The organism is Mesorhizobium sp. P2_A8, assembly GCF_056404935.1.
The window spans coordinates 344,296-369,597 of record NZ_JBFUDB010000006.1 but is presented as its reverse complement, the minus strand read 5'-3'; the positions used below and the strand labels follow the sequence as shown (position 1 = coordinate 369,597).

Sequence of the window (25,302 nt, the reverse complement as noted above, 5' to 3'; positions counted from 1 at the left end):
ATGGCCGCCTACGACTACATCCACGACGGCACGGCGATCTACGAACGCTCCTTCGCCATCATTCGCGCCGAGGCGGATCTCACGCGCTTCTCCGAAGCCGAGGCCGATGTCGCCATCCGCATGATCCATGCCTGCGGCCAGGTCGAAGCTGCCAGCCATTTTGTTTTCTCGACGGATTTCGTTGCCGCCGCGCGCACCGCACTTTCGGCGGGTGCGCCGATCTTCTGCGACGCGGAAATGGTCTCGCATGGCGTCACCCGCGCCAGATTGCCGGCCAGCAATGAGGTGATCTGCACGCTTCGCGATCCGCGCACACACGACATCGCCAAGGACATCGGCAACACCCGCTCGGCGGCCGCAATCGACCTGTGGGGCGACCGCCTGGCCGGTTCGGTGGTCGCCATCGGCAATGCGCCGACCGCGCTCTTCTATTTGCTGGAAAAGCTGCGTGACGGCGGGCCTAAGCCGGCAGCCATCATCGGCATGCCGGTTGGCTTCGTCGGTGCGGCAGAATCCAAGGATGCGCTGGCCGAGAATTCCTATGGCGTGCCCTATGCCATCGTGCGCGGCCGGCTTGGCGGCAGCGCCATGACTGCCGCGGCACTCAATGCCCTGGCGAGGCCGGGCCTGTGAACGCGCTGGCCAAAGGTCGTCTGGTTGGCGTCGGCACCGGTCCCGGCGACCCCGAACTGTTGACGCTGAAGGCTGCACGCGTCCTGGCTGAAGCCGATGTCGTGGCGTATTTCGCCAAGCGCGGCAACAACAGCAATGCACGCGCCATCGTCGAAGCGCAGTTCCGCCCGGGAATGACGGAATTGCCGCTGCTCTACCCCGTCACCACGGAAATCGACAAGGATCACGACGACTACCGGTCGCAGATCACCGGCTTTTACGAGGAGTCCGCCGAGAAAGTCGCCGAGCATCTTCAGGCCGGCAAAATGGTCGCCGTGCTGTCCGAGGGCGACCCGCTGTTCTACGGCTCCTACATGCACCTGCATGTGCGCCTCGCCCATCGTTTCCCCACCGAGGTCATTCCCGGCGTCACCGCCATGTCCGGCTGCTGGTCGGCGACTGGCCTGCCGATCGTCCAGGGCGACGATGTGCTGACGGTGTTGCCGGGCACGATGAGCGAGTTCGAGCTCACCCGACGGCTGGCGGATACCGACGCCGCCGTCATCATGAAGGTCGGCCGCAACCTGCCCAAGATCAGGCGGGCGCTGGAGGCGACCGGCAAGCTTGCGCGCGCCGTCTATGTTGAGCGTGGCACCATGGCCGGCAGCGTCTCGATGAAGCTTGCTGACAAACAGGACGACAAGGCTCCCTACTTCGCCATCGTGCTGGTCGCCGGCTGGTCCGCCCGGCCCGGCGTTTCGGGAGCACAGGCATGAGCGGCCGCCTCACCGTCATCGGGCTCGGACCCGGCAATGCCGATCAGGTGACGCCTGAGGCGAGCCGCGCCGTGGCGCAGGCCGCGTTTTTCTACGGCTATAAGCCCTATCTCGACCGGCTGGAGTTGCGCCCGGACCAGACCCGCGTTGCTTCCGACAACCGCGAGGAGCTCGCCCGCTCCACGGACGCCCTGACCAAAGCCGCCGAAGGCCATGACGTGGCCGTCGTTTCGGGTGGCGATCCCGGCGTCTTCGCCATGGCGGCTGCCGTCTGCGAGGCGATCGAGGCCGGCCCGGCTGAATGGCGTGCGGTCGATGTCGCGGTCGTGCCCGGCATCACCGCCATGCTCGCGGTTGCAGCCCGCATCGGCGCGCCGCTCGGCCATGATTTCTGCGCCATCTCGCTGTCCGACAATCTGAAGCCTTGGGAACTGATCGAGTTGCGCCTGCTGGCGGCGGCCGGTGCCGGCTTCGTCATCGCGCTCTACAATCCGATCAGCAAGGCGCGCCCCTGGCAGCTTGGCCGCGCTTTCGAATGCCTGACCGCGATCCTGCCGGGCACCACGCCGGTGATTTTCGGCCGCGCCGCCGGCCGTCCGGACGAGCGCATCGAAGTCTTCCTGCTGGCCGATGTCGACGCGCAAAAGGCCGACATGGCGACCTGCATCATCATCGGCTCGCCGGAAACCAGGATCATCAAGCGCGGCGAAAAGCAGTCGCTGGTCTACACACCGCGTTCGTCCACGGGTCAGAGAAAATGATCGACCCCAAATTGGTTGACAATGGCGGCCAGCGCTTCGACGGTTTCAGCCGAAGGGACGTCCGGCAGCGCGGGCCTGCGGACCATGACCACCTCGATGCCAAGCGCCCGTGCCGCCGCGATCTTGCCATAGGTTGCCTCGCCGCCGCTGTTCTTGGACACGACGATTTCGATGCGATGCTTTTCGAGCAGCGCGCGTTCTTCCGCCTCGGGGAATGGCCCCCTTGCCAGCAGATAGCTCGCATCCGGGACCATCAGTCTGGGCTCAACCCGATCGACGCTGCGAATGAGATAATGATGCTGGGGCGCCGCCTCGAAGGCGGCGATCTCTTGCCGGCCGAGCGCCAGGAAAACGCGCCGCGGCGCGGGACCGAGCGCGTGCACGGCGTCGCCGACCGTATCGACCTGCGTCCAGCGGTCGCCTTCGACAGGCTCCCAGCCGGGGCGTCGCAAGGCGATGATCGGCACGCCGGCCAGGCGCGCGCCTTGCGCTGCATTGGCCGAGATCCGCGCAGCATAGGGATGCGTGGCGTCGATCAGAAGGTCGATGCGTGTCTCCCGGAGATAGGCAGCCAGTCCATCGGCGCCGCCAAACCCTCCGGTTCGCACAGGCACCCCTTGCGCAGCCGGGCTTTCGGTACGGCCGGCCAGCGACAGCGTGACCGAAGCGTGCGCCGCCAGTTTTCCGGCCAGCTGCCGGGCTTGCGTGGTTCCGCCGAGGATCAGAATGCGGTGGGTCATCATGCCTGCTGAGGGTCCGCGCGGCGCCAAGCTCAACGCAAGATGGCTCTCCATCGTCGGCATCGGCGAGGACGGTTTAGCGGGTCTCGGCGACGAGGCCAAGCGACTGATCGCTAGGGCGGAAGTCATATTCGGCGGCAAGCGGCATCTGGCGCTTGTCGCCTCCTTCGCCAAGGGTGAACCACGTCCCTGGCCAGTTCCCTTCGATGCCGAGATGACCGATGTGCTGGCACTTGCCGGTAGAAACGTCTGCGTGCTCGCCTCCGGCGATCCGTTCTTCCACGGGGTCGGCGCCACCCTCGCCCGCAAGGTGAAGGCGCCGGAGATGCATGTCATTCCCGCACCGTCGGCCGTTTCACTGGCGGCCGCTCGCCTTGGCTGGGCTTTGCAGGATATCGAGACCGTGTCACTGCATGGCCGGCCGCTCGATCTGATCCGGCCGCTGCTGCAGCCGAACGCACGCATCCTGGCGCTGACATCCGACGCGGAGGCACCCGCTGCAATCGCGCGCCTGCTCGTCGAACTCGACTTCGGCGCCTCACGGCTGACGGTTCTGGAAGCTTTGGGCGGGCCGAAGGAGACTTTGCGCTCGGCCTGCGCCGATGCCTTCGGCCTCGAAAACATCAATCCGCTCAACGTGCTGGCGATCGAAGTTGAACCCGGTGCGGATGCGCGCGTCCTGCCGCTCACCGTTGGGCTTGCCGATCATCTGTTCGACCATGACGGCCAGATCACCAAGCGCGAGATTCGCGCCATCACCCTGTCAGCGCTGGCGCCCAGGCGCGGCGAATTGCTGTGGGACATCGGCGCGGGCTCCGGCTCCGTCAGCATCGAATGGATGCGCGCCCATTCCTCGCTGCGTGCCATCGCCATCGAGACCAACCCGATCCGCGCCGCCCGCATTGGCCGCAACGCCGCTGCCTGCGGTGTTCCCGGCCTTGTCGTGGTGGAAGGCAGCGCGCCCAAGGCGCTTGCCGGGCTGGACACGCCGGATGCGATCTTCATCGGCGGTGGCGGCAGCGATGCCGGCGTGCTGAACGCTGCCATCAAGGCCCTGCGCCCCGGCGGTCGTCTTGTGGCCAATGCGGTGACGCTGGAGATGGAAGGCCTGCTTCTTGCCCGCCATATCTCGCTTGGCGGCGACCTGACCCGCATAAACATATCCCGCGCATCGCCGGTCGGCTCGATGCAGGCCTGGCGGCCGGCCATGCCGGTCACCCAATGGAGCTGGGTGAAGCCATGATGGTCGCGGGCATTGGCAGCCGAAAGGGCGTGAGCGTTGAAGACGTGCTCGCGGCGATAGAAACCGCCCTGGAGACGCATGGGCTGGCCATGACGGCGCTTTCAGCGTTGGCCACCGCCCCCTTGAAGCGGGACGAAAGGGCCATCTTCGCCGCCGGACATCAGCTCAATCTTCCGGTCATCGTCGCCGATGCGGCAGCTGTCGAGGCCGCCTCATCAGCCACGATCAGCCTCTCCAGCCGTTCGCAGGATCTGGCCGGCACGCCTTCGGTGTCCGAAGCATCCGCCGTTGCCGTTGCCGGCAAGGGCGCCAGGCTGCTTGGCCCCCGTACGGTACTCGGCCCGGTCACCTGCGCCATCGCCATCAGCGGAGATGCGCCATGACCGTGCATTTCATCGGCGCAGGTCCTGGTGCCGCCGATCTCATCACGCTGCGTGGCGCCAGGCTACTGGCAAGCTGCCCGGTCTGCCTGCATGCCGGTTCGATCGTCGCGCCCGAATTGCTGCAGCACTGCGCGCCGGGGACAAAACTGATCGACACTGCACCGATGTCGCTCGACGAGATCGAGGCCGCATATCTCGATGCCCACAAAGCCGGCCATGATGTCGCCAGGCTGCATTCCGGCGACCTGTCGGTATGGAGCGCCGTTGCGGAACAGATCCGGCGGCTGGAAAAGCACGGCATTCCCTACACGCTGACACCGGGCGTTCCCTCCTTCGCCGCGGCTGCCGCAGCACTTCGCCGCGAGCTGACCATTCCCGAAGTCGCGCAAAGCCTGGTGCTGACCCGCGTCTCCGGCCGTGCGTCCAAGATGCCGCCCGGTGAAACGCTGGCTGGTTTCGGCCGCACCGGCGCCACGCTTGCCATTCACCTTGCCATCCACGCCATCGATCGCGTCGTTGCCGAGCTGACGCCGCATTATGGCGGGGATTGCCCGGTGGCGATCGTCTTCCGCGCCTCATGGCCGGACGAGCGCGTGCTGACCGGCACGCTGGAAACGATCGAAATGTTGCTCGCGGCCGATCCGATGGAGCGCACGGCGATCATCTTCGTCGGCCGTTCGTTGGCGGCGGAAGATTTTGGCGAGAGTTCATTGTACGACGCCCACTACCAGCGGCGTTTTCGCGGACGGGACGGATTGTGAGCGGCAGCACCAGGAACAAGGGCGAGAACGCCACGCTCGAACAAGCTCTTGCGCGGCTCAACTTCAAGCCGCGCCCACTTGCACCGGGCCACGTCTGGCTGGCCGGCGCCGGCCCCGGCGACCCTGGGTGCCTGACGCTGGAAGTGCTGGCGGCTTTGGCCCAGGCGGATGCCGTTGTCTACGACGCGCTGGTCTCCCCCGATGTCGTCGCCGTCGCCGCAAGCGCCGAACTGTTCTTTGCCGGCAAGCGCGGCGGAAAACCGTCGATGAAGCAGGACGACATCACCGCGCTGCTGGTTCGACTGGCGCGCGCAGGCCGCCGCGTCGTCAGGCTGAAGGGCGGTGATCCCTATATCTTTGGCCGTGGCGGCGAAGAAGCTTTGGCGCTGGCGCGGGAAAACATCCCGTTCCGCGTCCTGCCCGGCCTGACGTCGGGGCTCAGTGCGCTGGCAGCCACCGGCATCCCGGCCACCATGCGCGGCATCAACAAGGCTGTGATCCTGGCGACCGGCCATGCCGCCGGCACCGATGACGACATCGACTGGGCAGCAATCGCGCGCACCGGCCAGCCTGTCGTGGTCTATATGGGCATGGCCAATTTGCCCCTCATCGCCGCCGCGCTGCTCGACGGCGGCCTGGCGCCGTCGACACCAGCGGCCGTGATCGTCGCCGCGACGACACCGCAGGAGCAGATCGTCGTTGCCACGCTCGCCACCATTGCCGAGGAAGCGGTCGCCGCCGGGCTGACCGCGCCGGCGCTGATCGTCGTCGGCGGCATCGTCGCCATGCGCGCGGCACTGGCGGGTGCACTGTGAGCGCCCGCGCGATCATCATCGGCGCGCCGCGCTCAGGCTCGGGCAAGACCAGCGTCACCATCGGTATCCTGCGAGCGCTCACCCGGCGGGGCTTGAAAGTGCGCGGCGCCAAATCCGGCCCCGACTATATCGATCCCGGCTTCCACACCGCAGCCACCGGCCTGTCCGGCGTCAACCTCGACAGTTGGGCCATGCCACCATCGCTGCTCAATGCGCTCGCCAGACAAGCGGCCGACGATACCGATTTCGTCATCCTCGAAAGCGCCATGGGGCTGTTCGACGGTATTCCCGCGGCCCCCGGCCGCACCGGCTCCGCGGCCGATCTCGCCCGCCTCTACGGCTTGCCGGTGCTGCTGGTGCTTGACGTTTCCGGCCAGTCGACCACGGCGGCCGCTGTCGCCAAAGGGTTTGCCACCTACGATCCGGATGTGCGCATGGCCGGCGTCGTGCTCAACCGGCTGGGCAGCGAGCGCCACCGCCGTCTCTCCGGCGACGCCATCGAGGCGATCGGCCTGCCCGTTGTCGGCGCCATCCTGCGCGATCCGACGCTGAACCTACCCGAGCGCCATCTCGGCCTCGTCCAGGCCGGCGAATATGACGACCTGATGGCGCATCTCGACCGGATGGCCGACATGGCCGAAAAGTCACTCGATCTCGATGCCATCATGGCCTTGGCGACCCCCCTCACCCCGGCGCCCGGCGGCTTTGACGAAGCGCTATCGCCACCTGGCCAGCGCATTGCACTGGCTGAAGATGCCGCTTTCACCTTCCTCTATCCGCATGTGGCGGCCTATTGGCGCAAGGCCGGCGCCGAGATCGTCCCGTTCTCGCCGCTCGCCGACGAAGCACCCGACGAGGACTGCGACGTCTGCTGGCTGCCCGGCGGCTATCCCGAGCTTCACGCCGGCCGGCTTGCCGCCGCCGCAGATTTCCGTGAGGGAATGGCAAGATTCGCCGCGACGAAGCCCATCCATGGCGAGTGCGGTGGCTTCATGGTGCTTGGCGAAGCGCTGGAGGACGCGTCGGGCGAAACGCACGGAATGCTCGGCCTGCTCGGCCATTCCACCAGCTTTGCCAAACGCAAGATGAATCTCGGTTATCGCGAGGCGCGGCTGCGCGCCGATTGCCCATTGGGCGCGCAAGGCGCGCTGATCCGCGGCCACGAATTCCACTATGCGCAGATGATCGCGACCGGCAATGACGAGCCGCTGGCCGACCTCGCCGACGGCCAGGGCAATCCCATCGGCGCCTCGGGTTACCGGCGCGGCCATGTCAGCGGCACCTTCTTCCACGCCATTGCGAGGGGCTAGGACATGAAGTTTCGGAACTTGACCCTTTCCCCCCGGCAGGTCCTCGACGACATCGCGCTCTGCCTGGTCTTCTTCACCCGGCTGCCGCTGCCCGTCTTCGATTTTCGCGGGCGCAGCCTGGCCGCAGCGATCTGGGCAGCACCCGTTGCCGGTCTTGTCGTCGGCCTGATCGGCGCCATCGTCTTTGCCACGGCGGAACGATTTGGCCTTGGCATGGGCCCGGCGGCAGCCCTTGCCCTTGTTTCAACCGTGCTCACGACCGGCTGCCTGCATGAGGACGGGCTTTCCGATGTCGCCGACGGCTTTGGCGGCGGCAAATCGCGCGGCCGCAAACTCGACATCATGCGCGACAGCCGCATCGGCGCCTACGGTGCCGCGGCACTGGCTCTGTCGCTGCTGATCCGCTGGAGCGCGCTGTCGGAATTCGTCGAACCCACGCGGGCCCTCTTCGCCCTGATCGCCGCGCACGCTGCCTCGCGCGGCGTGTTGGGCACCTTCATGCACCTGCTGCCCGCGGCCCGGTCCGACGGCCTCTCGGTCGACGCCGGCACAGTTTCGTTCGAGACGGCTATCGCCGGCGCCGTGCTCGGCGCGATAGCGCTGCTCTTGCTCGGGCTCGGCGGCGCCGTTTTCGCGCTCATCCTGCTTGGCCTCCTGTTTGCGGCGTTCCGCGCCCTTTGCCTCAACCAGATCGATGGCCAGACCGGCGACACGATCGGCGCCTTGCAGCAGCTGAGCGAAATCGCCGTGCTGCTCGTCGCTTCCGTAGCTTTCTCCTGATTCCCCTTTGGCCTGATTCCCTTTGGAGACTTTGCCCCCATGCCCTTCAAATCACTAGATGAACTGCGCGCCGCCTGTGTCGACCTGCCCACCGGCAGCGATGCCGCCGCAAAGGCGGTCGCCCGCCGCCAGGACACGCTGACCAAGCCGCAAGGCAGCCTCGGCCGGTTGGAAACAATCGCAGCATGGCTGGCGCGCTGGCAAGGTCGAGACATGCCAAGGCTTGATCGGGTGAAGGTCTTCGTCTTCGCCGGCAACCATGGTGTCACCGCGCAAGGCGTGTCGGCCTATCCTTCGGAAGTCACGGTACAGATGGTGGCGAATTTCGCCGGCGGTGGCGCGGCCATCAACCAGCTCGCCCGCATCGCCGGCGCCGAACTCGATGTCATCCCGCTCGATCTCGATCATCCCACGGGCGACTTCACGCAAGGGCCGGCGATGGATGACAAGGCGTTTCTCGCTGCCGTGTCGGCCGGCTATGACGCGGTGACGAAGGACCTAGATCTGGTCTGTTTCGGCGAAATGGGCATCGGCAACACCACGCCGGCAGCCGCCATTTCGGCAGCGCTGTTCGGCGGCGGTGCGGAAAAATGGACCGGGCGGGGCACCGGCGTCGATGACGCCGGCCTGAAGCGCAAGGTGGTCGCCATCGAGGCCGGCCTGAAGCGCCACGCCGCCGCCCTTAGCGATCCGCTGGGAGTTGCCGCCGCGCTCGGTGGGCGCGAACTCGCCGCCATCTTCGGCGCCACGCTCGCCGCCCGCCATCTGGGCATACCCGTACTGCTCGACGGCTTCGTCTGCACCGCCGCCGCCGCACCGCTGGCAAGGCTGCATCCGGCCGGCCTCGCCCACACCATCGCCGCCCATGTCTCGGCCGAATCCGGCCATCGTGGCTTGCTCGAAGCGCTCGGCCTGCCGCCGCTGCTCGATCTTGGCATGCGGCTTGGCGAAGGTTCCGGCGCCTGCCTCGCCGTCAACATCGTCCGTTCCGCGCTGGAGTGCCACACCCGCATGGCAAGTTTTGCCGAGGCGGGCGTTTCGGAGAAGTAGGCTAGCAACGCCCGGATCGCGCGATGAACGAGCCCTCCCAAATTTTCGGCGATCCCAAACAGGGTCTTCGCGATACTTTCGCGCTGATTATCAGAGATTTCGATCGCAGGATCGGAGCTTTTGCCGGACTGAAATACAACTCACCATGGATGTTGGCGACGCAGGACTGGGCAGATCGCTCGGGCCATACCATCGAAGAACTGCGCGACATGATTTCCGAGTGGCGGAGCTCAGTCCGCTCTGGCGATCCCATCAATCCGGCGATCCTCCGGACTTTTGAAGATCTTCGTCGCGCCGCAGAAGAGTGGAGAGCAGAAACCAGCTACAATGATCCGCCGATCCGTCTAACGCCTGAAAAGACCAAATTTCCGAACTACAAAGAATTGAAATCGCATACTTGGAAGGTCTGGAGCTCCATGGGATTGGCGACGCCATCACATGGTTACGCACTCAGAGATCTCAGCTTTCATGGAGTAATTGAAGATCGTTTCGGCCACAGGGTTTCTATCAGAATGACCTTCAAGCTTGGATATGGAGGGCCAATTTGGTTAGATTTTCGCTTTCCTTATTATGGAGAAAACGAGCCGACATATTTTGGGCTTGGTCTCCTCTCAGGTTGGGCGCTAAATCGTACCCTTCGGTTGCCGGAAGCCCCGGAACTCGAATGGATCGTTGGCAAAAGCAAGACAAACTTCGAAGACGTCGACGGCGTCCTCGCTATAACGCGAGCGATCCTCAGCTATCTGCGACCAACTATCCAATAGCGTCCACTGAATGCCGCCACCGAACGGCAGCGAAACATCCCACTTTCAGGGTCTTTCCACCAAGTCTTTGAAGATTTTGGTGGGTGCGCACAGGATTGAACTGTGGACCCGCTGATTAAGAGTCAGCTGCTCTACCAACTGAGCTACGCACCCACTCGGCCGGCAAAAACCGGCGTTGGCGGGCATATAGCCGCCACCATCGGTCCTGTCCAGCCCTGCCGGAATCATTTCCCGACAAATCGCCTGGAGCATGATCCCGAAAAGTGGAATCCGGTTTTCGGAAGAGATCATGCTCATACAAAAAGACAGAGCCCCATCCCGATTTTATCGAGATGGAACAGGCTCGAAGTGCCGCAGATGATCAGACGAACAGTCTGCCTTCCGCCACCTTGACCGCGTTGCCGCCGATGCGCGCCGAGGCCAGTTTTCCGCCTTGCACGGTCAGTTCGAGGCGGATGCGCGATGGCCGGCCCATCTCCAGCCCCTGCTCGATCCACAGCTGCGAAACACCGTCTGTCGGGCCATCGAAATGCATGATGGCGCCGGCGAAGGCGGCCGCCGCTGAGCCGGTCGCCGGGTCTTCATAGGACGGCGTGCCCGGCACGATCATGCGCACATGGAACGCACTTTCGTGGTTCACCGTCTCGCGGCAGTAGACATAGGGGCTGGCAAAGGCCCACTCGCTCTTGCGCGGCGCCAATTCGGACCAAGCCTGGTTGTCCAACCGGATTCGGCCCGCAGCTTCGAGATTGGCAACCGGGATGGTCACATAGGGCACACCCGCCGACCAGAACGCGACGCGGTGATTCTCGAAGCCGATCTCATGCGGCGCCAGCCCAAGGGCCGCACCGATCGCCTCCGGATCGGCCTCGAGCTTCAGCGGCTCCGGCAGCTTCGCCAGGTCGAACTCGGCGAAGGTGTTGCCATCGTGCTTGCTGACGGCGCAACGCACCGGACCGATGTTTTCTTCCAGCACGAAGATGCCGGCGCCGCCCTCTCCCGCCAGTTCAGCCAGCGCGATCGCCGAGCCGACGGTCGGGTGGCCGGCGAACGGCATTTCGTAGTCGGGCGTAAAGATGCGAATGCGGTTTCGGTGCTTGGGATTGGCCGGCGGCAGCACAAAGACCGATTCCGACAGGTTGAACTCACGCGCGATGGCCTGCATCGCGGCCGTGTCCAGACCTTTGCAATCCAACACCACGGCCAGCTGGTTGCCGGCCAGTCGCTCGGTCGTGAACACGTCGTAAAGCAAGTAATTCCGGGTTTGCATTCCTGCCTCAATCCCAACATGGGCGAAATTTAATTTGATATTTGAACCAGTAAGCCTGATCTGTGCACAGATAGGGACATTGCGCATCATAGGGGTCCGACGTGGACCAGATTGTCAATCTGCCAAAGACGGAATCGGATTCCGCCATCGAGACGGCGCTCGGTCTCGACAGGCAAGGTCTGCACAAGACGCGCCGGCGTGGCTGGCTCTATGCGCTGCTGACATTGATCGTGCTCGCCGCCGGGCTTGGCGCCTATCAGTGGTACGCCGGCTCGCCCGCCAAGATTGACTATACCACCGTGCCGGCCGCCAAGGCCGATCTCACCGTCGAGGTGTCGGCGACCGGCACACTGCAGCCGCTCACGCAGGTCGACATTTCCAGCCAGCTCTCCGGCATCATCCGTTCGGTATCCGTCGAGGAAAACCAGCAGGTCAAGAAGGGCGACGTGCTGGCAGCGCTCGACACCGCGAAGCTGCAGGTGCAGATCGAACGGGCCGAGGCGTCCGCCAAGGGCGCGGCTGCCAATGTCGAAGACGCCACGGTAACGCTCGCCGAGAACGAAAAAGCGCTTGTCCGCGCGGCCGCGCTGACCAAGCGCGGCATGGCGACCGACCAGTCGCTGGAGGCGGCAGCCGCGACGCGCGACCGCTCCAAGGCGGCACTCGATAGCGCGGAGGCCAATCTCGCCATCGCCAATGCCGATCTGAAATCGCAGCAGACCGACCTTGCCAACAGCACCATCTATGCGCCGATCGACGGCATCGTGCTGACGCGCTCGGTCGACCCCGGCCAGACGGTCGCCTCCTCGCTGCAGGCGCCGGTGCTGTTCATCATCGCCGCCGATCTCAGAAACATGGAACTGGTGGCGGCGGTCGACGAGGCCGACATCGGCGCGGTCAAGACCGGCCAGCATGCCCGTTTCACCGTCGATGCCTTCCCCGACCGGCCGTTCGATGCCGCGATTCGCGACATTTCCTATGCTTCGGTCACCACCGACGGCGTCGTCACCTACAATGCGCGGCTTGAGGTCGACAACAACGAGCTGTTGCTGCGGCCCGGCATGACCGCAACCGTTTCGGTCGTCACCCGGCAGGCAAAGGACGTCCTCACCGTGCCTGCCACCGCCTTCCGTTATCGCCCGGCACAGCAGGCAGCGCGTGGCTGGAGCCTCAGCGATCTGTTCACCGGCCGCATGGGTCGCCCCGGCGGCAACCGCCAGCGCCAGGCCGTGACAGCGCCAACCGACGGCTCGCGCACGCTCTATGTGCTGGAGAATGGGCGGCCGCATCCGGTCAATGTCAGGATCGGCTCCACCGATGGCGAGCTGACCGAGATCACCTCGGGCCTCAAGGAAGGCACTGAGGTCATCACCGCGTCGCAGCAGCGGAGCTGAGGCCGTGGCTACCGGTGCTGACCTCATCACCTTCGACAAGGTCTGGAAGAGCTATGGCCAGGGCGAAGCCAGGGTCCACGCGCTGGCCGGCGTCGACCTTGCCATCCGGCGCGGCGAATTCGTCGCCATCATGGGCCCTTCCGGCTCCGGCAAGTCGACGGCGATGAACATCATCGGCTGCCTCGACACGCCGACCGCCGGCACCTATTCGTTCATGGGCATCGACGCCGGCCGGCTCGACCGCAACCGCCGCGCCATGCTGCGCAACCTCTATGTCGGTTTCGTTTTCCAGGGCTACAATCTCTTGGCCCGCACCACGGCAGCGGAAAATGTCGAACTGCCGCTGATCTATCGCGGCGTCGCCGCCCGCGAACGACGCGACCTTGCCATGCAGGCGTTGTCCCAGGTCGGCCTGGTCGGCCGCGAGCACCACACGCCGGCCGAGCTGTCCGGCGGCCAGCAGCAGCGCGTGGCGATCGCGCGCGCCATCGTCACCCGCCCGACGCTGCTCGTCGCCGACGAGCCGACGGGCAATCTCGACACCGCGCGCACGCATGAGATCATGGAGTTGCTGACACAGCTCAACACCGAGCTTGGCCTGACCATCGCCATGGTCACCCATGAGGTCGACGTCGCCGGCTATGCCGAGCGCACCATTCGCTTCCTCGACGGCCACGTCGCCTCCGATTCCAAGAATCTCGAGGTGGCCTAACCATGATCTGGGAAACCGTCCGCCTCTCGCTCCGCTCGATCCGCCGCAACGTGCTGCGTTCGTTCCTGACATTGCTCGGCATCGTCATCGGCGTTGCCGCGGTCATTGCCATGCTCACCATCGGCTCCGGCACCACCGAAAAGGTCAAGGCCGACATCTCCAAGCTCGGCAGCAACCTGCTGGTCGTCCGTTCCGGCCGGCCGGCCGGTCCCGGCGGCCCGGGCGGTCTCGACCAGGTGGTCCGCCCGCTCGCAGAAAAGGACCTGGCGGCGCTGGTCGCGCACCTGACCGGCGCGCGGGCCATTTCGCCGGCCTCGCAAAAACAGGTCCGTGTCATCTTCGGCACCGAGAGCCTGACCTCGGGGGTCACCGGTACCGACAGCGCCTATCTCGATGCGCGCGACTGGAAGCTGGTGTCCGGCCGCCCGTTCAGCGATTCCGAGACCCGCTCCGGCACCGGCGTCTGCCTGATCGGTGAGACGGTGCGCCAGCAATTCTTCGGCGCCGGCGACCCCGAGGGCGAGATCATCCGCGTCAACCGCACCTCCTGCAAGATCATCGGCCTGCTCGAACCCAAGGGCTATACCGGCTTCGGCCAGGACCAGGACAATGTCGTGTTGATGCCGCTGCATGCCTATCAGCGCCGCATCGCCGGCAACCGCGACATCGACAACATCTACATCGCCGCCGACGACACCACGCCGACCAGCGAACTGCAGCCGCGCGTCGAGGACATCTTGCGCGATGCCCGCCGCATCACCCCCGACCGCGAGAGCGATTTCGCCATCCGCGACATGACCCAGATCGCCGACGCCATGGCCAGCGCCACCACCACCATGACCGGCATGCTGGGCGCGGTCGCAGGCGTCAGCCTGCTGGTCGGCGGCATCGGCATCATGAACATCATGCTGGTCTCGGTCACCGAGCGCACGCGCGAGATCGGCATCCGGCTTGCCATCGGCGCGCATGAAAAGCACATCCTCATCCAGTTCCTGGTCGAGGCGACGGTGCTGTCGCTGCTTGGCGGCATCATCGGCATCCTGATTGGCCTGGCGCTGGCCGGCCTTGCCGCGGCGGCGCTGACCATCCCGTTCGCGCCAAGCCCGGCGGTCATCCTGCTCGCCGTCGGTTTCTCGGCGCTGATCGGCATGGTGTTCGGCTTCTTCCCGGCGCTGCGCGGCGCCAGGCTCGACCCGATCGACGCGCTGCGGCACGAGTAAGCCCAGGTCAGCTTCCCACGGCGATCTCGCCGGGGGTTTTCTTCCGCGTCGTGAAGATTTCAGGCGGCCAACCGCGAGATCGACGGCTTCATGACCCTCCCAAGTTCGTGCCCAGGGTGACGAGAAGCTCGTCCAGCTGTTCGAACTGCTCGGGCATCCCATCCTCCATCCCGGCGATGGCCTCGTCGAGCGCTTCCTTCGAGGGATAGAGTTCGTGCAGCACCAGCAGCGTCTTGCCGTCTTTTTCCTCGAAGGTCACCGTGGTCACGGCGGCGTCCTCACTTTCCTCATTCGTCCAGACGAGGCGAGAGTTAGGTATCACGTCGATGTACTTGCCGAAGAATGCCATAGCGCTCGAGGCATCGTGGCCAAACGCAACGCGGTACCCGCCTCCGACACGAACATCCATCTCGCAGGAAAGCAGAGGAACGCCCATCGATTTCGGTGCCCACCACCGCATGAACAGCTCGGGCTTGGTCCACGCCTCGTACACGATGCGCGCCGGGCCATTGAACGTACGCGTAATGACGAGCTCACGTTCGGACTGCCGTTCGATCGTCGTGCGGTTGTTCATGGGGGTGGGCTCACTATGTCTTCTTTCGTCCATCGGCTTACTCCTTCCGTTTCAGTTCCTCGACAATCTTGTCCAACTCGTTGAAGCGTGCGTCCCACAGCTGGCGGTACTTCTCGATCCAAGCCGCCTCTTCCTCCAGTTCGCGTAAGCCGAGCTTGCAGGTCCGCACGCGCCCGACCTTCTCCGTCGTGACGAGCCCCGCCTGCTCCAAGACGCCGACATGCTTCTTCATGCCCGTAAGGGTCATGTGGAACTTCTCGGCAAGCTCCGTGATCGAAGCGTCTGCACGTCCGAGCTGCTCCAGAACGCCGCGTCGGGTGGCGTCCGAGAGCGCGGCGAACGAGGCATCCAAGCGGGTTCGAGCATATTGAACCATGTGGTTCAGTATCTAACACACGAATTGGCGGCATGCAAGAAAAGGCCGAGCGCGCTGCGTTGCCGGCCGCCTTCACACCCAAATCGGCATCATTTCGATGCGGATTCGATCGACTCGGCGATCCTCAGGCCCTAAGGCAAGATATCTCTGGTCGGGGGGAATAACGCATGAGCAAGAAGACACGACTGATCCTGGCGATGGTGATCATCGAGGCCGTCCTTGCAGGCATCTGGTGGTATCTCGCCAGCTACGGCATGGCCAATCCCGATCGCGTCACCGCCGACTTCCAGTCGGTCGTCGGCCAGACCATGGGAATGGCGATGGGCGGCCTGCTGGGTCTCGGCTTTATCTTGTTCTTCGTCGCCGCCAGCAACGATCGCAAGGCGGCGCAGAACAAGACGCGCCGCTAGTTCATCGTTTCACGGAAACGCAGAACCGCGCTATCTCTTTGTTTTGACGCAATTCCCCAGGGAAAGCGCTGCCCGCCTTCCCGGTAAACCTTTTCCTGGAATTGCTCTAAAGCACCCCGGCAAAATGCCATTCGACCAGCGGCTTCATGTGCGACGCCAGCCCGTCCGGAAGGTCCGTGGCGTGGCGGATGATGACCGGCCCCTCGATCTCCGGGTCGGTCTCGGTGGCAACGAACGCTGAGATCCGACGGGCAATCTCGTCGGCCGGCGCCGTCTCGTGAAAACGCCGAAACATCACCGTACCACTGGCCGTCGACAGGACGTGGTAGCGCTTGCCGCGTGGCGCGTCCGACAGATCTATACCGGTCTCCTCGCGCACCTCGCGGATCATGTTGAAATCGACGTCGACCTGGCCGTCGCGAAAATCAATGGGCTCGAACGAGCCGGCAGCGAAATAGACGCGCCCGGCATTGACCGTGTGCGAACCCATGCGGATCGCCACCAGCGCATTGTCGCCGGCCACCAGTATGGCATGGGCATAGGCATGCTCGGCGCCCGAATTCTCGCGCCGCTTACGCCAGAGCATGAAGGTGGAATAGTTGACCGCATGGCAGCGGCCGACCAGACGGCTGTCACGGTACGCGAGTTGCGACAGCAGCACCACCGTGCCGTCGAACAGCGCCGGCTTGGCTGCTATCTCCCGCTGCCAGTTCTCGGCGATCGCCTCCGCATTATCCACCGCGAAGGGGTGCGGACCGGGATCGAGCCGAACGTCGATAGCATCGACCGGCAGGATGACATTGCGCGGCAGGTCGAAACTCATAGCGTATCAGGTCATGTCCAGGGTGATCGCCACCGGGCAGTGGTCGGATGCCTTCGGCCGGTCCCAGCCGGCGCGCGGAAACCGGTCGACCTCCTGGCCGGGCGGAAAAATCGTGCGCCAGGGCTGGCCGTTGCGGATGATGTCGGGAACAGCCGTCGCGTTGCTGGCGGCGAGGCCCTTCGACAACAGGATGTAGTCGAGCTGGCACAGATGCCGCTCTTCCGGTCCACGCGTGTGGTAAAAACTCCAGCGGTTCATCTCCGGCCGCCGCTCGACGACGTTTTCGCAGAAGCCGCCTTCTGTCAGCACGTTGATGCAGGACTGGTTCTCGTTGACCACTTCGAAGCGGTAGCCGTCGATCCCGTCGCCGGCGATCTTCACGCGCTGCCGGTAATCATTCATGTCACCACAGATCGCCCAGCGCTTGTCGGCGGCGTGGTTCTTGCCGAAGCGCTCCTCGATGATCCGCCGCACGGCTTGAGCCTCGGCGATGCGCACCGGCATCGTCGCTTCGCGCCCGTCGAGCCCGTTGCGCGGCGGGCCCATCGACTTGAAGTGCACGAGATAAAGCGTCAGCGGCACGCCGCCCACGGTGATGTCGACTTCCAGGCAGTCGCGCCGGAAGATGCGCTCATTGGCCTGGTTGCCGAGCGCCGCCAGTTCGGGCGTCTGCAGCCCGAACTGTTCATAGGTGACGTAGGCATGGCTGGTCATGCGCACGAATTCGATCGGCTGGCCCTGCGCGGTTTCGTTGCGCATCATCACGGCGACGTCGATGCCGCGCGAATCATTGCCCGATGTGGTGTATTTCTGCCGGTAGCCCTGCCCCACCATCTTGAACAGATAGCCGTATTCGAAGGCCTTCAGCGCTTCGATATTGTCGACCTCCTGCATGCAGATGATGTCGGCGCGGGTGGCGGCGATCGCCAGCGCCGTCAGCTGGCGCGTGTCGTCGGACTGGGCGATGGCACGGGCCTGCTCCAGCATCTTGTATTCCGCTTCGCTCTGGATATCGAACAGCGCCAGCGTGCGATCCTCGTTGAGCTGGTTGCGATAGCCGGAAAAATCGAACCTGTTCATCAGGTTCTCGACATTGAAGGTGGCGAGGCGCAGCGACATGCCATGACCTTTGCCCGCAAGCGCGGCAGAAAACAAGGTCGTGGGACCACCAGCGGAGACCGATGGGTCCTGATGCCGCTCGCGCCATGGTTGACGGAACCTTTCCGTTCATCCGCCGTTCAGATGCAAACATCCACAGTAGGCCCCTGGAGTAGGCGTGGGGCCTGTGTCTCTTGGAGAGTGCAATGAACTCGCTCTTTTCTTCCACGGTCAAATCCGGGCTGATAGCGCTCGGTATCCTCTCGGGCGTCACGGCGCCGTCCACCGCCGGCCCGATCATGCAGCCGGACCTGTCGATTCCCGCAAGCACGGCAGCGCCGACCGCGGTCCGCGACGGCTGGGCGGGCGGCAATAACAACGGCGGAAACTGGAGATGGCGCCGGTCCGGAAACTGGAACGGAGGCCACGGACACTGGAACGGTGGCGGCGGAAACTGGAACGATGGAGACAACTGGCGTTGGCGCCATGGTCGCCATCACTATCGTGGCGGCCGTTATTACGATGATGGCGCGGCTGCCCTTCTGGGGCTCGGCCTTGGGCTTGGCATTGGCAGCATGTACAACAACTACAATTACTACGACGCGCCGCCGCGCCGCTACTATCGCACCTACAGGACGCAGCGGGTTTCGAGCGCCCATGTCCAGTGGTGCTATGACAGGTACCGGTCGTATCGCGCCTGGGACAACACGTTCCAGCCCTACAACGGCCCGCGTCAGCAGTGCTACTCGCCCTATTGATGAGCAGCGCTGATCAACGAATACCCATGCGGCGCCGCTCATCGCGGCGCCGTTTTTGTCCACGGGAACCGCGAGCACAGTGTCGTCAGTACGCCGCCGCGATCGTTCGGCTGACTCCTAGCCTGGATCTTTGGAGTGATCCTGCTGCGCCCTCGCTGACAGCTGCTTCAACACGTCAAGGAAGTTGTTGAATCGCTCCTCACCAATCTCCTCCGCCCATTCCGCATGCAATCGCCGCAGGCAGGTGAAAATCGTCTCGACAAGCTGCCGCCCGCGCGCGCTCACGTAGATGAGGCGCCGGTCGCTGCCCTCGGGAGCACGCCGCTCGATATAGCCGAGCTCCTCGAGCTGGATGAGGAGGTAGTTGATCGCCTGCCTCGACATGCGTTTCTGGCGAGCCAGTTCCGACGGCCTTACGCCATCCGGAAGGGGATAGGAGAACACCGCGAAGTGAGCGTCCTGAAAGTCGGTGAAGCCAGCGTCACGAATGGCCTCGTGCATCTGGTTGCGAACGTGCTGCCAGGTGATGCGCAGGAGAGCCCCGAAGAAGGGTGGGCGCAGCTCTCCGTCGGGCTCCGGCAACTCTGCCGTCTGACTGGCTGTTGACATCGTTGTAAAGTCCTTTTACAAATTCTGTAAAACCACTTTACAACAAGGAGAATGTCTATGGAAGCGGGTACTCAGAGCGTCTTGACGATCGGTGAGCTGGAATTGCGCTTCCTGGTCACCGACAAGGGTGCAACCGTGTTTGAATTCGTTGTCCCGTCCCGCGCCCGCGTACCGGCGCCCCACTACCATCAGGAGGCGGACGAAACGCTGTATGGGCTGGAGGGCATTTTGACGATCACCGTTGATGGCCGAAAGCAGGAACTCGGTGCCGGCGATGCCATCTTCATTCCGCGCGGAAGTGTCCACCACCATGAGAACCTGCACGACGGGGTGTCGCGGACCTTGGCCGTGCTGACGCCGGGGTCCATCGGGCGCCGCTACTTCGAGGAGATTGCCGAGGTGGTCAATGTCCCCGGCAGGCCGGACCTGGCCAAAGCGAATGAGGTCATGCTGCGCCACGGGCTCGTGCCCGCGTAGGTCTCTATCCGAGGCGGCCCCAAGCAGTGCTGGTGAATCGCCACGACAAGCTCACTGCACCAACTCGCAGTGAGCCAGATTGAAGTACGACTGAGTCCGGACCCCAGTTCTTGGCCTCGTCGACCAGCTTGTTCCTGGAGATTCCTTTGCGCGCCCGCGGGGCGAAGCCCGAGGACGCGCAAAAGGCAAGAACGTGGATTTTCGTTCAGTTCTTGGCCTTGTCGACCAGCTTGTTCTTGGAAATCCACGGCATCATCGCGCGCAGCTTGGCGCCGACTTCCTCGATCTGGTGGCTGTCATTGTTGCGGCGGATGCCCTTGAAGCGCGACATGCCGGCGCGGTACTCCTGCATCCACTCCGAGGTGAACTTGCCCGTCTGGATGTCTTTCAGAACGCGCTTCATCTCGGCCTTGGTCTCGGCGGTGATGATGCGCGGGCCGGAGACATATTCGCCCCATTCGGCGGTGTTCGAGATCGAGTAGTTCATGTTGGCGATGCCGCCCTCATAGATCAGGTCGACGATCAGCTTGACCTCGTGCAGGCACTCGAAATAGGCCATCTCAGGCGCGTAACCGGCTTCCACCAGCGTCTCGAAGCCAGCCCGGATCAGTTCGACCAGACCGCCGCACAGCACGACCTGCTCGCCGAACAGGTCGGTCTCGCATTCCTCGCGGAAATTGGTCTCGATGATGCCCGAACGGCCGCCGCCGACGCCGCAGGCGTAGGACAGCGCCAGGTCGAGCGCATTGCCCGACGCATCCTGGTTGACGGCGACCAGGCACGGCACGCCGCCGCCCTTCTGGTATTCGCCGCGCACCGTATGGCCGGGGCCCTTCGGCGCGATCATGACGACATCGACCGACGCCTTCGGCTCGATGAGGCCGAAATGCACGTTGAGGCCGTGCGCGAAGGCGATTGCAGCACCGTCGCGGATGTTCGGCGCGATCTCGTTTTTGTAGATGTCGGCCTGCAGTTCGTCAGGCGTCGCCATCATCATCAGGTCGGCCCATTTGGCGGCGTCCGCCACGCTCATCACCTTGAGCCCATCGGCCTCGACCTTCTTGGCGGTCGCCGAGCCGGCCTTGAGGCCGATGGCGAGGTCCTTGACGCCGGAATCCTTGAGGTTGAGCGCATGCGCCCTGCCCTGGCTGCCATAGCCGATGATGGCGACCTTCTTGCCCTTGATCAGGTTGAGATCGGCATCGCGATCGTAATAGACACGCATTTTGTCTTCCTTCCCGTTTTATGAATCAGAGGCCTTGCGGCCGGTTGTTGCTCCGAAAAGAGCGAGAAACTGCTGCGTCGCCCGCGCGGCATCGCCGCCGATCACCGCATCAGTCAATTCCAGCCGGTCGCCAAGCAGCAGACGAATCTGCACGTCGCGGGCGACTAGCCCGAAAAAGGTGCGGAACGCCGTTTCGGCGTCCGAAAAATCGAGCAGTCCGGCGTGCAAGCCGGCCTCAAGCACCGGCTTCAGCCGCTTGGCCAGGGCGAAGCGGCCGTTCTCCAGCACCACGGCGCCAAGGTCATCCTTGCCCGAACCGGCATGGCCGACCGCGACGCGGTTGAGCGCGATCGAAGTGTCGCTGGAAATCACCTTCAGCCAGTCCGAGGCGAAGCGTTCGAGGCTTATGGTCAGCGAGGCAAGATCGAGCCCCTTGCCATCGACCTGCGCCACCCGCACCTTGGATGCCTGCCACTGCACCGTTGCCGTCAGCAGCCCGTCGCGGTCGCCGAACCATTTGTAGAGCGTCTCCTTGGAACAGCTCGCCCGGCGCGCGACGGCGGTCATGGTTAGCTGATCGCCCTCCTCGACCAGCAGCCGCAACGCTGCGTCGAGCACGGCTTTCTGCCGCTCCGTCAGCGCTTCGCTGGTGTCGATCTCTGGCACGATGTGCAACACGCTCTTCTCTCGGCAGGCAAGGTCGGCCGGTCATTCCGGCAAGCCGTACCGTACGTTACGGTTCTCCGCTTTTATGGCGCATTGTTCTGAGCCTTGCAAGCCCTATTTCTACTGCACGGCGTCGGTGTGGGACGGCTTGCGCGGGGAAACAGATGCTGATCGGATTGCTTGCCTTGACGGTTGCCGCCGCATTCTCCGGTGCCGCGGTTTACGTCAGTGTCGCCGAGCAACCGGCGCGGCTCGGTCTCGACGACGAGGCGCTGCTGCAGGAATGGCAGCCTTCCTACAAGCGCGGCGCCGCCATGCAGGCGTCGATTGCCATTGTCGCCTGCGTTCTCGGTCTCGTTGCCTGGTGGCAGACTGGTGGTTTCGCCTTTCTGGTTGGCGCGGTGCTGATCATCCTGCCCTGGCCGTGGACACTGATCGCCATGTTGCCGACCAACAGGGTGCTGGAGGCGATGGACGCGGGCGCCGGCAATCCACAAGCCAGGTCCCTGATCGTCAAATGGGGCAATCTGCACCTCGTTCGCGTAGCCCTTGGCGTGCTGGCGACGCTGGCCTTTCTCTGGGGAAGCCATCTGGGCTGACATTGGCCGGATCTTGCCAGGCCGTGCTCTCGGCACAAATGGCATCAGTCCGCAATGGGCGGATGGCGCAGCCGGCCAAGCAGTGCCGACACCATGGTCAGTTCCTCCGCAGAGAGTTTGTCGCCGACCAGTTCGGTGATCGACCGTCCGTAGACAGCCCACATGTCGCGGCGCGTCTCGCGGCCCCTGGCCGTGATGCGGATGGTCTGGCCGCGGCCGTCATCGGCCACCGGCAGCTTCTCCACCAGCCCGTCAGCCTCAAGCCGCGCCAGCAGCCGCGAGATGTTGTATTGCGCAAACAGGGTGCGCTCGATCAACTGGAACGGCCGCAGCCCGCCCTCACCGGCCTCGGCGAGTTCATGCAGCACGTCATACCAGGCGAGAGGCGGCAGGCCACCGGCCTTCAACGTCTCTTCGGCACTATCGATCAGCTGGCGCGAAACGCGCATCAGGCGGGCCCAGGCCTTGATGGCTTCGGGCGAAGGCATGGCTTTCTCAATCATGGTCCAGCATAGGCAATAGATGCAGTTGCATCAAGCTTGACGATCGATGCATATGCATCTATATGGATGCAACTGCATTAACTTCGAAAGACGGATCCCATGAAACACGAAATCTGCGACGCGCGTCGAGGACGGCCCGTTGAACTTTGTCGGGGGAGAGTGAGATGACCGACAAGCTCATTCTCGTCAGCCATCCTCTCTGCCCCTATGTGCAGCGCGCCGCGATATCACTGGCCGAAAAGGGCGTGCCGTTCGAGCGCGTCGACATCGACTTCGCCGACAAGCCGGACTGGTTCAAGGCGATCTCGCCGCTCGGCAAGGTGCCGCTGCTGCGCGTGCAGCGACACGGCGAGGAAACGGTGATCTTCGAATCCGCTGTCATCCTCGAATTCCTCGAGGAGACACAAGCCAATCCCCTCCACCCCATCGACCCATATGCCCGCGCCCGGCATCGCGCCTGGATCGAGTTCGGCTCGGCCACACTCAATGCCATCGGCCGGTTCTATTCGGCCCAGACTGAGGCCGGCTTCCTCGCCGAATCCGGCGCACTGTCGGCGATGTTCGATCGTCTCGAGGCGGAGCTGGCGGACACCGAACGGAACGGACCCTGGTTCACCGGCGAACGCTTCTCGCTTGTCGATGCCGTTTACGGCCCGATCTTCCGCTACCTGGACACATTCGACCGGATCGGCGATTTCGGCATCCTTGACGACAAGCCGCTTGTCCGCGCCTGGCGCAGGGCGCTGAATGCACGCCCATCGATCAGCCAAGCCGTCGCCCCGGACTACCCGCAGCGCCTGCACGCTTTCCTGGAAGCGAAGGGATCCTACCTTTCCAGCTTCATCCACCGAAACGATCCGGCCACAGCGCTTCGGTCAGTCCGATCCGCCTGAACGGATCGATCACCGTGCCGGCCACCATCGAGGCAAGGAACTGCGGCGCCGGCGGGATTTTTGCCACTGTCGCCACCAGCCTGTCGCGGATGAAGGGCAGCGCCACGGAATCCGACTGGTAGAACGGTGTGAATGCCAGCGACAGCGCCTGGAAGACCCGCACATGCCAGCGCCGCGCCTTGGCATAGGTCTCAAGTGCCGCCTCGACACTCCGCGTCCGCCCAAGCGCATGGCTGAGCGCCGCCGCATCGAGCAGCGCCATGTTGGCCCCTTGCCCGAGCTGCGGGCTGGTCGAATGCGCCGCGTCGCCGATGATGGCCAGCCGCCGGCCGGCTGGCAGCTTCATCGTGTGGTGGCCATAACGTGCCAGCGAGAGCTGGTCGAAATCCCCGATCTGGCTGGTGAATGCCTCGCATTCGGGCCACAGCCGAACCACCCTCTCCTTCCAGGCATCGAGGCCCACCGCCCGCACGCGCTCGACATCGGCCGGCTTCAGGCTCCAGAAGAAGGCGGCCATCTGTTCAGCGCCCGGCTCCGGCCGGCCGATCGGCAGCACGCCGATCATCACGCTGGCCTTGTCGTAGCGTTGCAGCAGCGCGTGCTCGTCGAAACCGTCGCCGCGCCAGCGCAGCGACGCCCAGAACGCGCCATAGGTGAGCGGGCGTGGCGCGCTTGCATCGCCCGTGCACTGCCGCAGTTTCGAGCGTGAGCCGCTGGCGTCCACGACCAGATCGAACGGCCCTGCCCTTCGCCCGCTGCCGCAGATCAGCGTTGCCCGTTCGCCGGCCTCCAGAGTCGAGATCTCGACACCTGTCTCGATGGCGATCGACTCGCGCTGCACAGCGCGAAAGAGCACGCCGAACAAGGCCGCCCGGTGCACCGCCAGCCCGAAACGATGGCCGCGCTGGGCATCATAGCGAACGTCGAGCACGGTGCGGCCGGTGCTGGCATCGGCGCCATGCAGGCGGTCGATGCGGCTGCCCAGCGACAGCATGCCGTCGAGCAGACCAAGATCAGCCAATACAGTCAGCCCGGTTGGCTGCAGGATCAGCCCGGAACCGACCGGCTTCGGCTCCTCGAAGCGCTCGAACACGGTGACCCTATGCCCGGCGCGCTTGAGATAGAGCGCCATGGCCAGCCCGGCCGGGCCGGCCCCGGCAATCGCGATATCGTAGGAAATGCCAAAGCCCTCAAAGCCGAACTGGCCGGGACAATCCTTCAGCGGGGGGACTAAATCAAGCCGCAGCCACGGTCTTTGTCCTGCTCACCCTTGGGCGGCATCAAAACCGGCGCGCGCGTCGCGCACCGCATCATGGTTGAGCTCGGCCCACAGGATCAGCTGGTGCAAGGCGCCGAACATCGACCGTCCGAGGTCGGTCAGGCTGTATTCGACGCTCGGCGGCTTGGTCGGGAACACTTCGCGATGCACATAGCCGTCGCGCTGCAGTTCGTAGAGCGTCTGGGTCAGCATGCGCTGCGAAATGTCGGGCACCAGCCGCCGCAGCTCGCTGAAGCGGTACGGCTGCTCGGCAAGGGCTCCCATCAACAGCGAACTCCATTTGCCGCTGAGACCCTGAATCACGTCGCGGACCGGGCAATCGGCAATGTTGCCGCCATTGCTCATGGATTTATAGATCTCGAGCTTGGATTTCAGATTGACGATCGCGCTGTCCACGGCTGGTTCCCTGGCTGTGCCTACC

At 64.4% G+C, this 25,302-nt stretch carries 31 protein-coding genes and 1 tRNA gene; 19 read left to right on the top strand and 13 right to left on the bottom strand.

What is annotated here, in order from left to right:
- Genes AC1D10_RS19920 through AC1D10_RS19910 form a run of 3 tightly spaced genes read left to right on the top strand, consistent with a single transcriptional unit; the run spans window position 1 to window position 2,149 of the window.
- Window positions 1–633, top strand: coding sequence for a precorrin-8X methylmutase (locus AC1D10_RS19920; RefSeq protein WP_477274817.1), 633 nt, complete (start codon window positions 1–3; stop codon window positions 631–633).
- Window positions 630–1,388 carry a precorrin-2 C(20)-methyltransferase gene (locus AC1D10_RS19915; protein ID WP_477274815.1) on the top strand — a complete coding sequence of 253 codons (759 nt, stop codon included), beginning with the start codon at window positions 630–632 and terminating at the stop codon, window positions 1,386–1,388. The genes AC1D10_RS19920 and AC1D10_RS19915 overlap by 4 nt, the downstream gene beginning before the upstream one ends.
- Window positions 1,385–2,149, top strand: a complete 765-nt coding sequence (locus AC1D10_RS19910; RefSeq protein WP_477274813.1) for a precorrin-3B C(17)-methyltransferase — start codon at window positions 1,385–1,387, stop codon at window positions 2,147–2,149. Before AC1D10_RS19915 ends, AC1D10_RS19910 begins: the two co-directional genes overlap by 4 nt.
- On the opposite strand, the gene AC1D10_RS19905 is transcribed toward AC1D10_RS19910, so the two are convergent.
- Window positions 2,137–2,889, bottom strand: a complete 753-nt coding sequence (locus tag AC1D10_RS19905) for a cobalt-precorrin-6A reductase (RefSeq protein ID WP_477274811.1) — start codon at window positions 2,887–2,889, stop codon at window positions 2,137–2,139. The two genes, AC1D10_RS19910 and AC1D10_RS19905, sit on opposite strands and share 13 nt — an antisense overlap.
- 1 nt (window position 2,890) lies before the next feature.
- On the opposite strand from AC1D10_RS19905, the gene cbiE reads away from it, so the two are divergent.
- From cbiE to AC1D10_RS19865, 8 genes are read left to right on the top strand one after another with little or no spacing between them, the layout of a single operon-like run.
- Window positions 2,891–4,132 (top strand): precorrin-6y C5,15-methyltransferase (decarboxylating) subunit CbiE, encoded by a 1,242-nt coding sequence (gene cbiE, locus AC1D10_RS19900; protein WP_477274809.1) that lies wholly within the window; start codon window positions 2,891–2,893, stop codon window positions 4,130–4,132.
- Window positions 4,129–4,515, top strand: a complete 387-nt coding sequence (locus AC1D10_RS19895) for a cobalamin biosynthesis protein (protein WP_477274807.1) — start codon at window positions 4,129–4,131, stop codon at window positions 4,513–4,515. The genes cbiE and AC1D10_RS19895 overlap by 4 nt, the downstream gene beginning before the upstream one ends.
- Window positions 4,512–5,276 (top strand): precorrin-4 C(11)-methyltransferase, encoded by a 765-nt coding sequence (cobM, locus tag AC1D10_RS19890; protein ID WP_477274805.1) that lies wholly within the window; start codon window positions 4,512–4,514, stop codon window positions 5,274–5,276. The genes AC1D10_RS19895 and cobM overlap by 4 nt, the downstream gene beginning before the upstream one ends.
- Window positions 5,273–6,091, top strand: a complete 819-nt coding sequence (cobA, locus tag AC1D10_RS19885) for a uroporphyrinogen-III C-methyltransferase (protein ID WP_477274803.1) — start codon at window positions 5,273–5,275, stop codon at window positions 6,089–6,091. The genes cobM and cobA overlap by 4 nt, the downstream gene beginning before the upstream one ends.
- A complete protein-coding gene (locus AC1D10_RS19880) occupies window positions 6,088–7,401 on the top strand; it encodes a cobyrinate a,c-diamide synthase (protein ID WP_477274801.1) in 1,314 nt (437 codons plus the stop codon). The genes cobA and AC1D10_RS19880 overlap by 4 nt, the downstream gene beginning before the upstream one ends.
- Before the next feature lie 3 nt (window positions 7,402–7,404).
- Window positions 7,405–8,181: an adenosylcobinamide-GDP ribazoletransferase gene (locus AC1D10_RS19875; protein ID WP_477274799.1), complete on the top strand. Its 777-nt coding sequence runs from the start codon at window positions 7,405–7,407 to the stop codon at window positions 8,179–8,181.
- A gap of 39 nt (window positions 8,182–8,220) precedes the next feature.
- Window positions 8,221–9,231, top strand: a complete 1,011-nt coding sequence (gene cobT / locus AC1D10_RS19870; protein ID WP_477274797.1) for a nicotinate-nucleotide--dimethylbenzimidazole phosphoribosyltransferase — start codon at window positions 8,221–8,223, stop codon at window positions 9,229–9,231.
- 23 nt (window positions 9,232–9,254) lie between these two features.
- Complete coding sequence (locus tag AC1D10_RS19865) at window positions 9,255–9,995, top strand: hypothetical protein (RefSeq protein ID WP_477274795.1); 741 nt, start codon at window positions 9,255–9,257, stop codon at window positions 9,993–9,995.
- 77 nt (window positions 9,996–10,072) lie between these two features.
- Here AC1D10_RS19865 and AC1D10_RS19860 read toward each other — a convergent pair.
- Both AC1D10_RS19860 and AC1D10_RS19855 read right to left on the bottom strand, forming a co-directional pair.
- Window positions 10,073–10,148: transfer RNA gene (locus AC1D10_RS19860), tRNA-Lys, on the bottom strand.
- A gap of 208 nt (window positions 10,149–10,356) precedes the next feature.
- A complete protein-coding gene (locus tag AC1D10_RS19855) occupies window positions 10,357–11,265 on the bottom strand; it encodes a PhzF family phenazine biosynthesis protein (RefSeq protein ID WP_477274793.1) in 909 nt (302 codons plus the stop codon).
- A 101-nt stretch (window positions 11,266–11,366) separates the two neighbouring features.
- Here AC1D10_RS19855 and AC1D10_RS19850 point away from each other — a divergent pair, with 101 nt between their 5' ends.
- From AC1D10_RS19850 to AC1D10_RS19840, 3 genes are read left to right on the top strand one after another with little or no spacing between them, the layout of a single operon-like run.
- Window positions 11,367–12,659, top strand: coding sequence for an efflux RND transporter periplasmic adaptor subunit (locus AC1D10_RS19850; RefSeq protein ID WP_477274791.1), 1,293 nt, complete (start codon window positions 11,367–11,369; stop codon window positions 12,657–12,659).
- Between the two features lie 4 nt (window positions 12,660–12,663).
- On the top strand, window positions 12,664–13,371 hold the full coding sequence (locus AC1D10_RS19845; protein ID WP_477274789.1) for an ABC transporter ATP-binding protein: 708 nt from the start codon (window positions 12,664–12,666) through the stop codon (window positions 13,369–13,371).
- Between the two features lie 2 nt (window positions 13,372–13,373).
- Window positions 13,374–14,591 carry an ABC transporter permease gene (locus AC1D10_RS19840; RefSeq protein ID WP_477274787.1) on the top strand — a complete coding sequence of 406 codons (1,218 nt, stop codon included), beginning with the start codon at window positions 13,374–13,376 and terminating at the stop codon, window positions 14,589–14,591.
- Window positions 14,592–14,679: 88 nt separating this feature from the next.
- Here the strand turns inward: AC1D10_RS19840 and AC1D10_RS19835 are convergent, their stop codons facing one another.
- Together AC1D10_RS19835 and AC1D10_RS19830 are read right to left on the bottom strand one after the other, a co-directional pair.
- Window positions 14,680–15,165, bottom strand: a complete 486-nt coding sequence (locus tag AC1D10_RS19835; protein WP_477274785.1) for an SRPBCC family protein — start codon at window positions 15,163–15,165, stop codon at window positions 14,680–14,682.
- Between the two features lie 37 nt (window positions 15,166–15,202).
- Window positions 15,203–15,541: an ArsR/SmtB family transcription factor gene (locus AC1D10_RS19830; RefSeq protein ID WP_477274783.1), complete on the bottom strand. Its 339-nt coding sequence runs from the start codon at window positions 15,539–15,541 to the stop codon at window positions 15,203–15,205.
- 167 nt (window positions 15,542–15,708) lie between these two features.
- Here AC1D10_RS19830 and AC1D10_RS19825 point away from each other — a divergent pair, with 167 nt between their 5' ends.
- Window positions 15,709–15,951 (top strand): hypothetical protein, encoded by a 243-nt coding sequence (locus AC1D10_RS19825; protein ID WP_379096214.1) that lies wholly within the window; start codon window positions 15,709–15,711, stop codon window positions 15,949–15,951.
- Between the two features lie 106 nt (window positions 15,952–16,057).
- On the opposite strand, the gene AC1D10_RS19820 is transcribed toward AC1D10_RS19825, so the two are convergent.
- Window positions 16,058–16,774, bottom strand: a complete 717-nt coding sequence (locus AC1D10_RS19820) for an NUDIX hydrolase (protein ID WP_477274781.1) — start codon at window positions 16,772–16,774, stop codon at window positions 16,058–16,060.
- 6 nt (window positions 16,775–16,780) lie between these two features.
- Window positions 16,781–17,893 carry an endonuclease/exonuclease/phosphatase family protein gene (locus AC1D10_RS19815; protein ID WP_477274779.1) on the bottom strand — a complete coding sequence of 371 codons (1,113 nt, stop codon included), beginning with the start codon at window positions 17,891–17,893 and terminating at the stop codon, window positions 16,781–16,783.
- Window positions 17,894–18,078: 185 nt separating this feature from the next.
- Between AC1D10_RS19815 and AC1D10_RS19810 the strand changes: the two genes are divergently transcribed.
- Window positions 18,079–18,630 (top strand): BA14K family protein, encoded by a 552-nt coding sequence (locus AC1D10_RS19810; protein ID WP_477274777.1) that lies wholly within the window; start codon window positions 18,079–18,081, stop codon window positions 18,628–18,630.
- A 117-nt stretch (window positions 18,631–18,747) separates the two neighbouring features.
- Here AC1D10_RS19810 and AC1D10_RS19805 read toward each other — a convergent pair whose 3' ends face one another.
- Window positions 18,748–19,239 carry a MarR family winged helix-turn-helix transcriptional regulator gene (locus AC1D10_RS19805; RefSeq protein WP_477274775.1) on the bottom strand — a complete coding sequence of 164 codons (492 nt, stop codon included), beginning with the start codon at window positions 19,237–19,239 and terminating at the stop codon, window positions 18,748–18,750.
- Between the two features lie 57 nt (window positions 19,240–19,296).
- On the opposite strand from AC1D10_RS19805, the gene AC1D10_RS19800 reads away from it, so the two are divergent.
- Entirely contained in the window at window positions 19,297–19,716 is a 420-nt protein-coding gene (locus AC1D10_RS19800; RefSeq protein WP_477274773.1) for a cupin domain-containing protein, read from the top strand.
- A gap of 205 nt (window positions 19,717–19,921) precedes the next feature.
- On the opposite strand, the gene ilvC is transcribed toward AC1D10_RS19800, so the two are convergent.
- Together ilvC and AC1D10_RS19790 are read right to left on the bottom strand one after the other, a co-directional pair.
- On the bottom strand, window positions 19,922–20,941 hold the full coding sequence (gene ilvC / locus AC1D10_RS19795; protein WP_477274771.1) for a ketol-acid reductoisomerase: 1,020 nt from the start codon (window positions 20,939–20,941) through the stop codon (window positions 19,922–19,924).
- Between the two features lie 18 nt (window positions 20,942–20,959).
- The gene (locus AC1D10_RS19790; RefSeq protein ID WP_477274769.1) at window positions 20,960–21,619 is read right to left on the bottom strand and encodes a TetR/AcrR family transcriptional regulator; all 660 of its coding nucleotides are present in this window, start codon (window positions 21,617–21,619) and stop codon (window positions 20,960–20,962) included.
- 152 nt (window positions 21,620–21,771) lie between these two features.
- On the opposite strand from AC1D10_RS19790, the gene AC1D10_RS19785 reads away from it, so the two are divergent.
- Complete coding sequence (locus AC1D10_RS19785) at window positions 21,772–22,206, top strand: anthrone oxygenase family protein (protein ID WP_477274767.1); 435 nt, start codon at window positions 21,772–21,774, stop codon at window positions 22,204–22,206.
- A gap of 44 nt (window positions 22,207–22,250) precedes the next feature.
- Here the strand turns inward: AC1D10_RS19785 and AC1D10_RS19780 are convergent, their stop codons facing one another.
- On the bottom strand, window positions 22,251–22,709 hold the full coding sequence (locus AC1D10_RS19780) for a MarR family winged helix-turn-helix transcriptional regulator (RefSeq protein WP_477274765.1): 459 nt from the start codon (window positions 22,707–22,709) through the stop codon (window positions 22,251–22,253).
- Between the two features lie 164 nt (window positions 22,710–22,873).
- On the opposite strand from AC1D10_RS19780, the gene AC1D10_RS19775 reads away from it, so the two are divergent.
- The gene (locus AC1D10_RS19775) at window positions 22,874–23,602 is read left to right on the top strand and encodes a glutathione S-transferase family protein (RefSeq protein WP_477274763.1); all 729 of its coding nucleotides are present in this window, start codon (window positions 22,874–22,876) and stop codon (window positions 23,600–23,602) included.
- On the opposite strand, the gene AC1D10_RS19770 is transcribed toward AC1D10_RS19775, so the two are convergent.
- Together AC1D10_RS19770 and AC1D10_RS19765 are read right to left on the bottom strand one after the other, a co-directional pair.
- Window positions 23,550–24,734 (bottom strand): FAD-dependent oxidoreductase, encoded by a 1,185-nt coding sequence (locus tag AC1D10_RS19770; RefSeq protein ID WP_477274761.1) that lies wholly within the window; start codon window positions 24,732–24,734, stop codon window positions 23,550–23,552. The two genes, AC1D10_RS19775 and AC1D10_RS19770, sit on opposite strands and share 53 nt — an antisense overlap.
- Before the next feature lie 132 nt (window positions 24,735–24,866).
- Window positions 24,867–25,277, bottom strand: coding sequence for a winged helix-turn-helix transcriptional regulator (locus AC1D10_RS19765; protein WP_477274759.1), 411 nt, complete (start codon window positions 25,275–25,277; stop codon window positions 24,867–24,869).
- Window positions 25,278–25,302: the final 25 nt, after the last annotated feature.

Bases quoted from the DNA above. Each gene is read 5' to 3' on its own strand.
- AC1D10_RS19780 (WP_477274765.1), bottom strand. From the start codon at position 22,709: ATGATTGAGAAAGCCATGCCTTCGCCCGAAGCCATCAAGGCCTGGGCC.
- AC1D10_RS19815 (WP_477274779.1), bottom strand. From the start codon at position 17,893: ATGTCGCTGCGCCTCGCCACCTTCAATGTCGAGAACCTGATGAACAGG.
- AC1D10_RS19825 (WP_379096214.1), top strand. From the start codon at position 15,709: ATGAGCAAGAAGACACGACTGATCCTGGCGATGGTGATCATCGAGGCC.
- AC1D10_RS19805 (WP_477274775.1), bottom strand. From the start codon at position 19,239: ATGTCAACAGCCAGTCAGACGGCAGAGTTGCCGGAGCCCGACGGAGAG.
- ilvC (WP_477274771.1), bottom strand. From the start codon at position 20,941: ATGCGTGTCTATTACGATCGCGATGCCGATCTCAACCTGATCAAGGGC.
- cbiE (WP_477274809.1), top strand. From the start codon at position 2,891: ATGCCTGCTGAGGGTCCGCGCGGCGCCAAGCTCAACGCAAGATGGCTC.
- AC1D10_RS19785 (WP_477274767.1), top strand. From the start codon at position 21,772: ATGCTGATCGGATTGCTTGCCTTGACGGTTGCCGCCGCATTCTCCGGT.
- AC1D10_RS19810 (WP_477274777.1), top strand. From the start codon at position 18,079: ATGAACTCGCTCTTTTCTTCCACGGTCAAATCCGGGCTGATAGCGCTC.
- AC1D10_RS19820 (WP_477274781.1), bottom strand. From the start codon at position 16,774: ATGAGTTTCGACCTGCCGCGCAATGTCATCCTGCCGGTCGATGCTATC.
- AC1D10_RS19775 (WP_477274763.1), top strand. From the start codon at position 22,874: ATGACCGACAAGCTCATTCTCGTCAGCCATCCTCTCTGCCCCTATGTG.
- AC1D10_RS19865 (WP_477274795.1), top strand. From the start codon at position 9,255: ATGAACGAGCCCTCCCAAATTTTCGGCGATCCCAAACAGGGTCTTCGC.
- AC1D10_RS19830 (WP_477274783.1), bottom strand. From the start codon at position 15,541: ATGGTTCAATATGCTCGAACCCGCTTGGATGCCTCGTTCGCCGCGCTC.
- AC1D10_RS19895 (WP_477274807.1), top strand. From the start codon at position 4,129: ATGATGGTCGCGGGCATTGGCAGCCGAAAGGGCGTGAGCGTTGAAGAC.
- AC1D10_RS19855 (WP_477274793.1), bottom strand. From the start codon at position 11,265: ATGCAAACCCGGAATTACTTGCTTTACGACGTGTTCACGACCGAGCGA.
- AC1D10_RS19875 (WP_477274799.1), top strand. From the start codon at position 7,405: ATGAAGTTTCGGAACTTGACCCTTTCCCCCCGGCAGGTCCTCGACGAC.
- AC1D10_RS19905 (WP_477274811.1), bottom strand. From the start codon at position 2,889: ATGACCCACCGCATTCTGATCCTCGGCGGAACCACGCAAGCCCGGCAG.
- AC1D10_RS19800 (WP_477274773.1), top strand. From the start codon at position 19,297: ATGGAAGCGGGTACTCAGAGCGTCTTGACGATCGGTGAGCTGGAATTG.
- AC1D10_RS19835 (WP_477274785.1), bottom strand. From the start codon at position 15,165: ATGAACAACCGCACGACGATCGAACGGCAGTCCGAACGTGAGCTCGTC.
- AC1D10_RS19910 (WP_477274813.1), top strand. From the start codon at position 1,385: ATGAGCGGCCGCCTCACCGTCATCGGGCTCGGACCCGGCAATGCCGAT.
- AC1D10_RS19840 (WP_477274787.1), top strand. From the start codon at position 13,374: ATGATCTGGGAAACCGTCCGCCTCTCGCTCCGCTCGATCCGCCGCAAC.
- AC1D10_RS19920 (WP_477274817.1), top strand. From the start codon at position 1: ATGGCCGCCTACGACTACATCCACGACGGCACGGCGATCTACGAACGC.
- cobM (WP_477274805.1), top strand. From the start codon at position 4,512: ATGACCGTGCATTTCATCGGCGCAGGTCCTGGTGCCGCCGATCTCATC.
- AC1D10_RS19770 (WP_477274761.1), bottom strand. From the start codon at position 24,734: ATGGCGCTCTATCTCAAGCGCGCCGGGCATAGGGTCACCGTGTTCGAG.
- cobT (WP_477274797.1), top strand. From the start codon at position 8,221: ATGCCCTTCAAATCACTAGATGAACTGCGCGCCGCCTGTGTCGACCTG.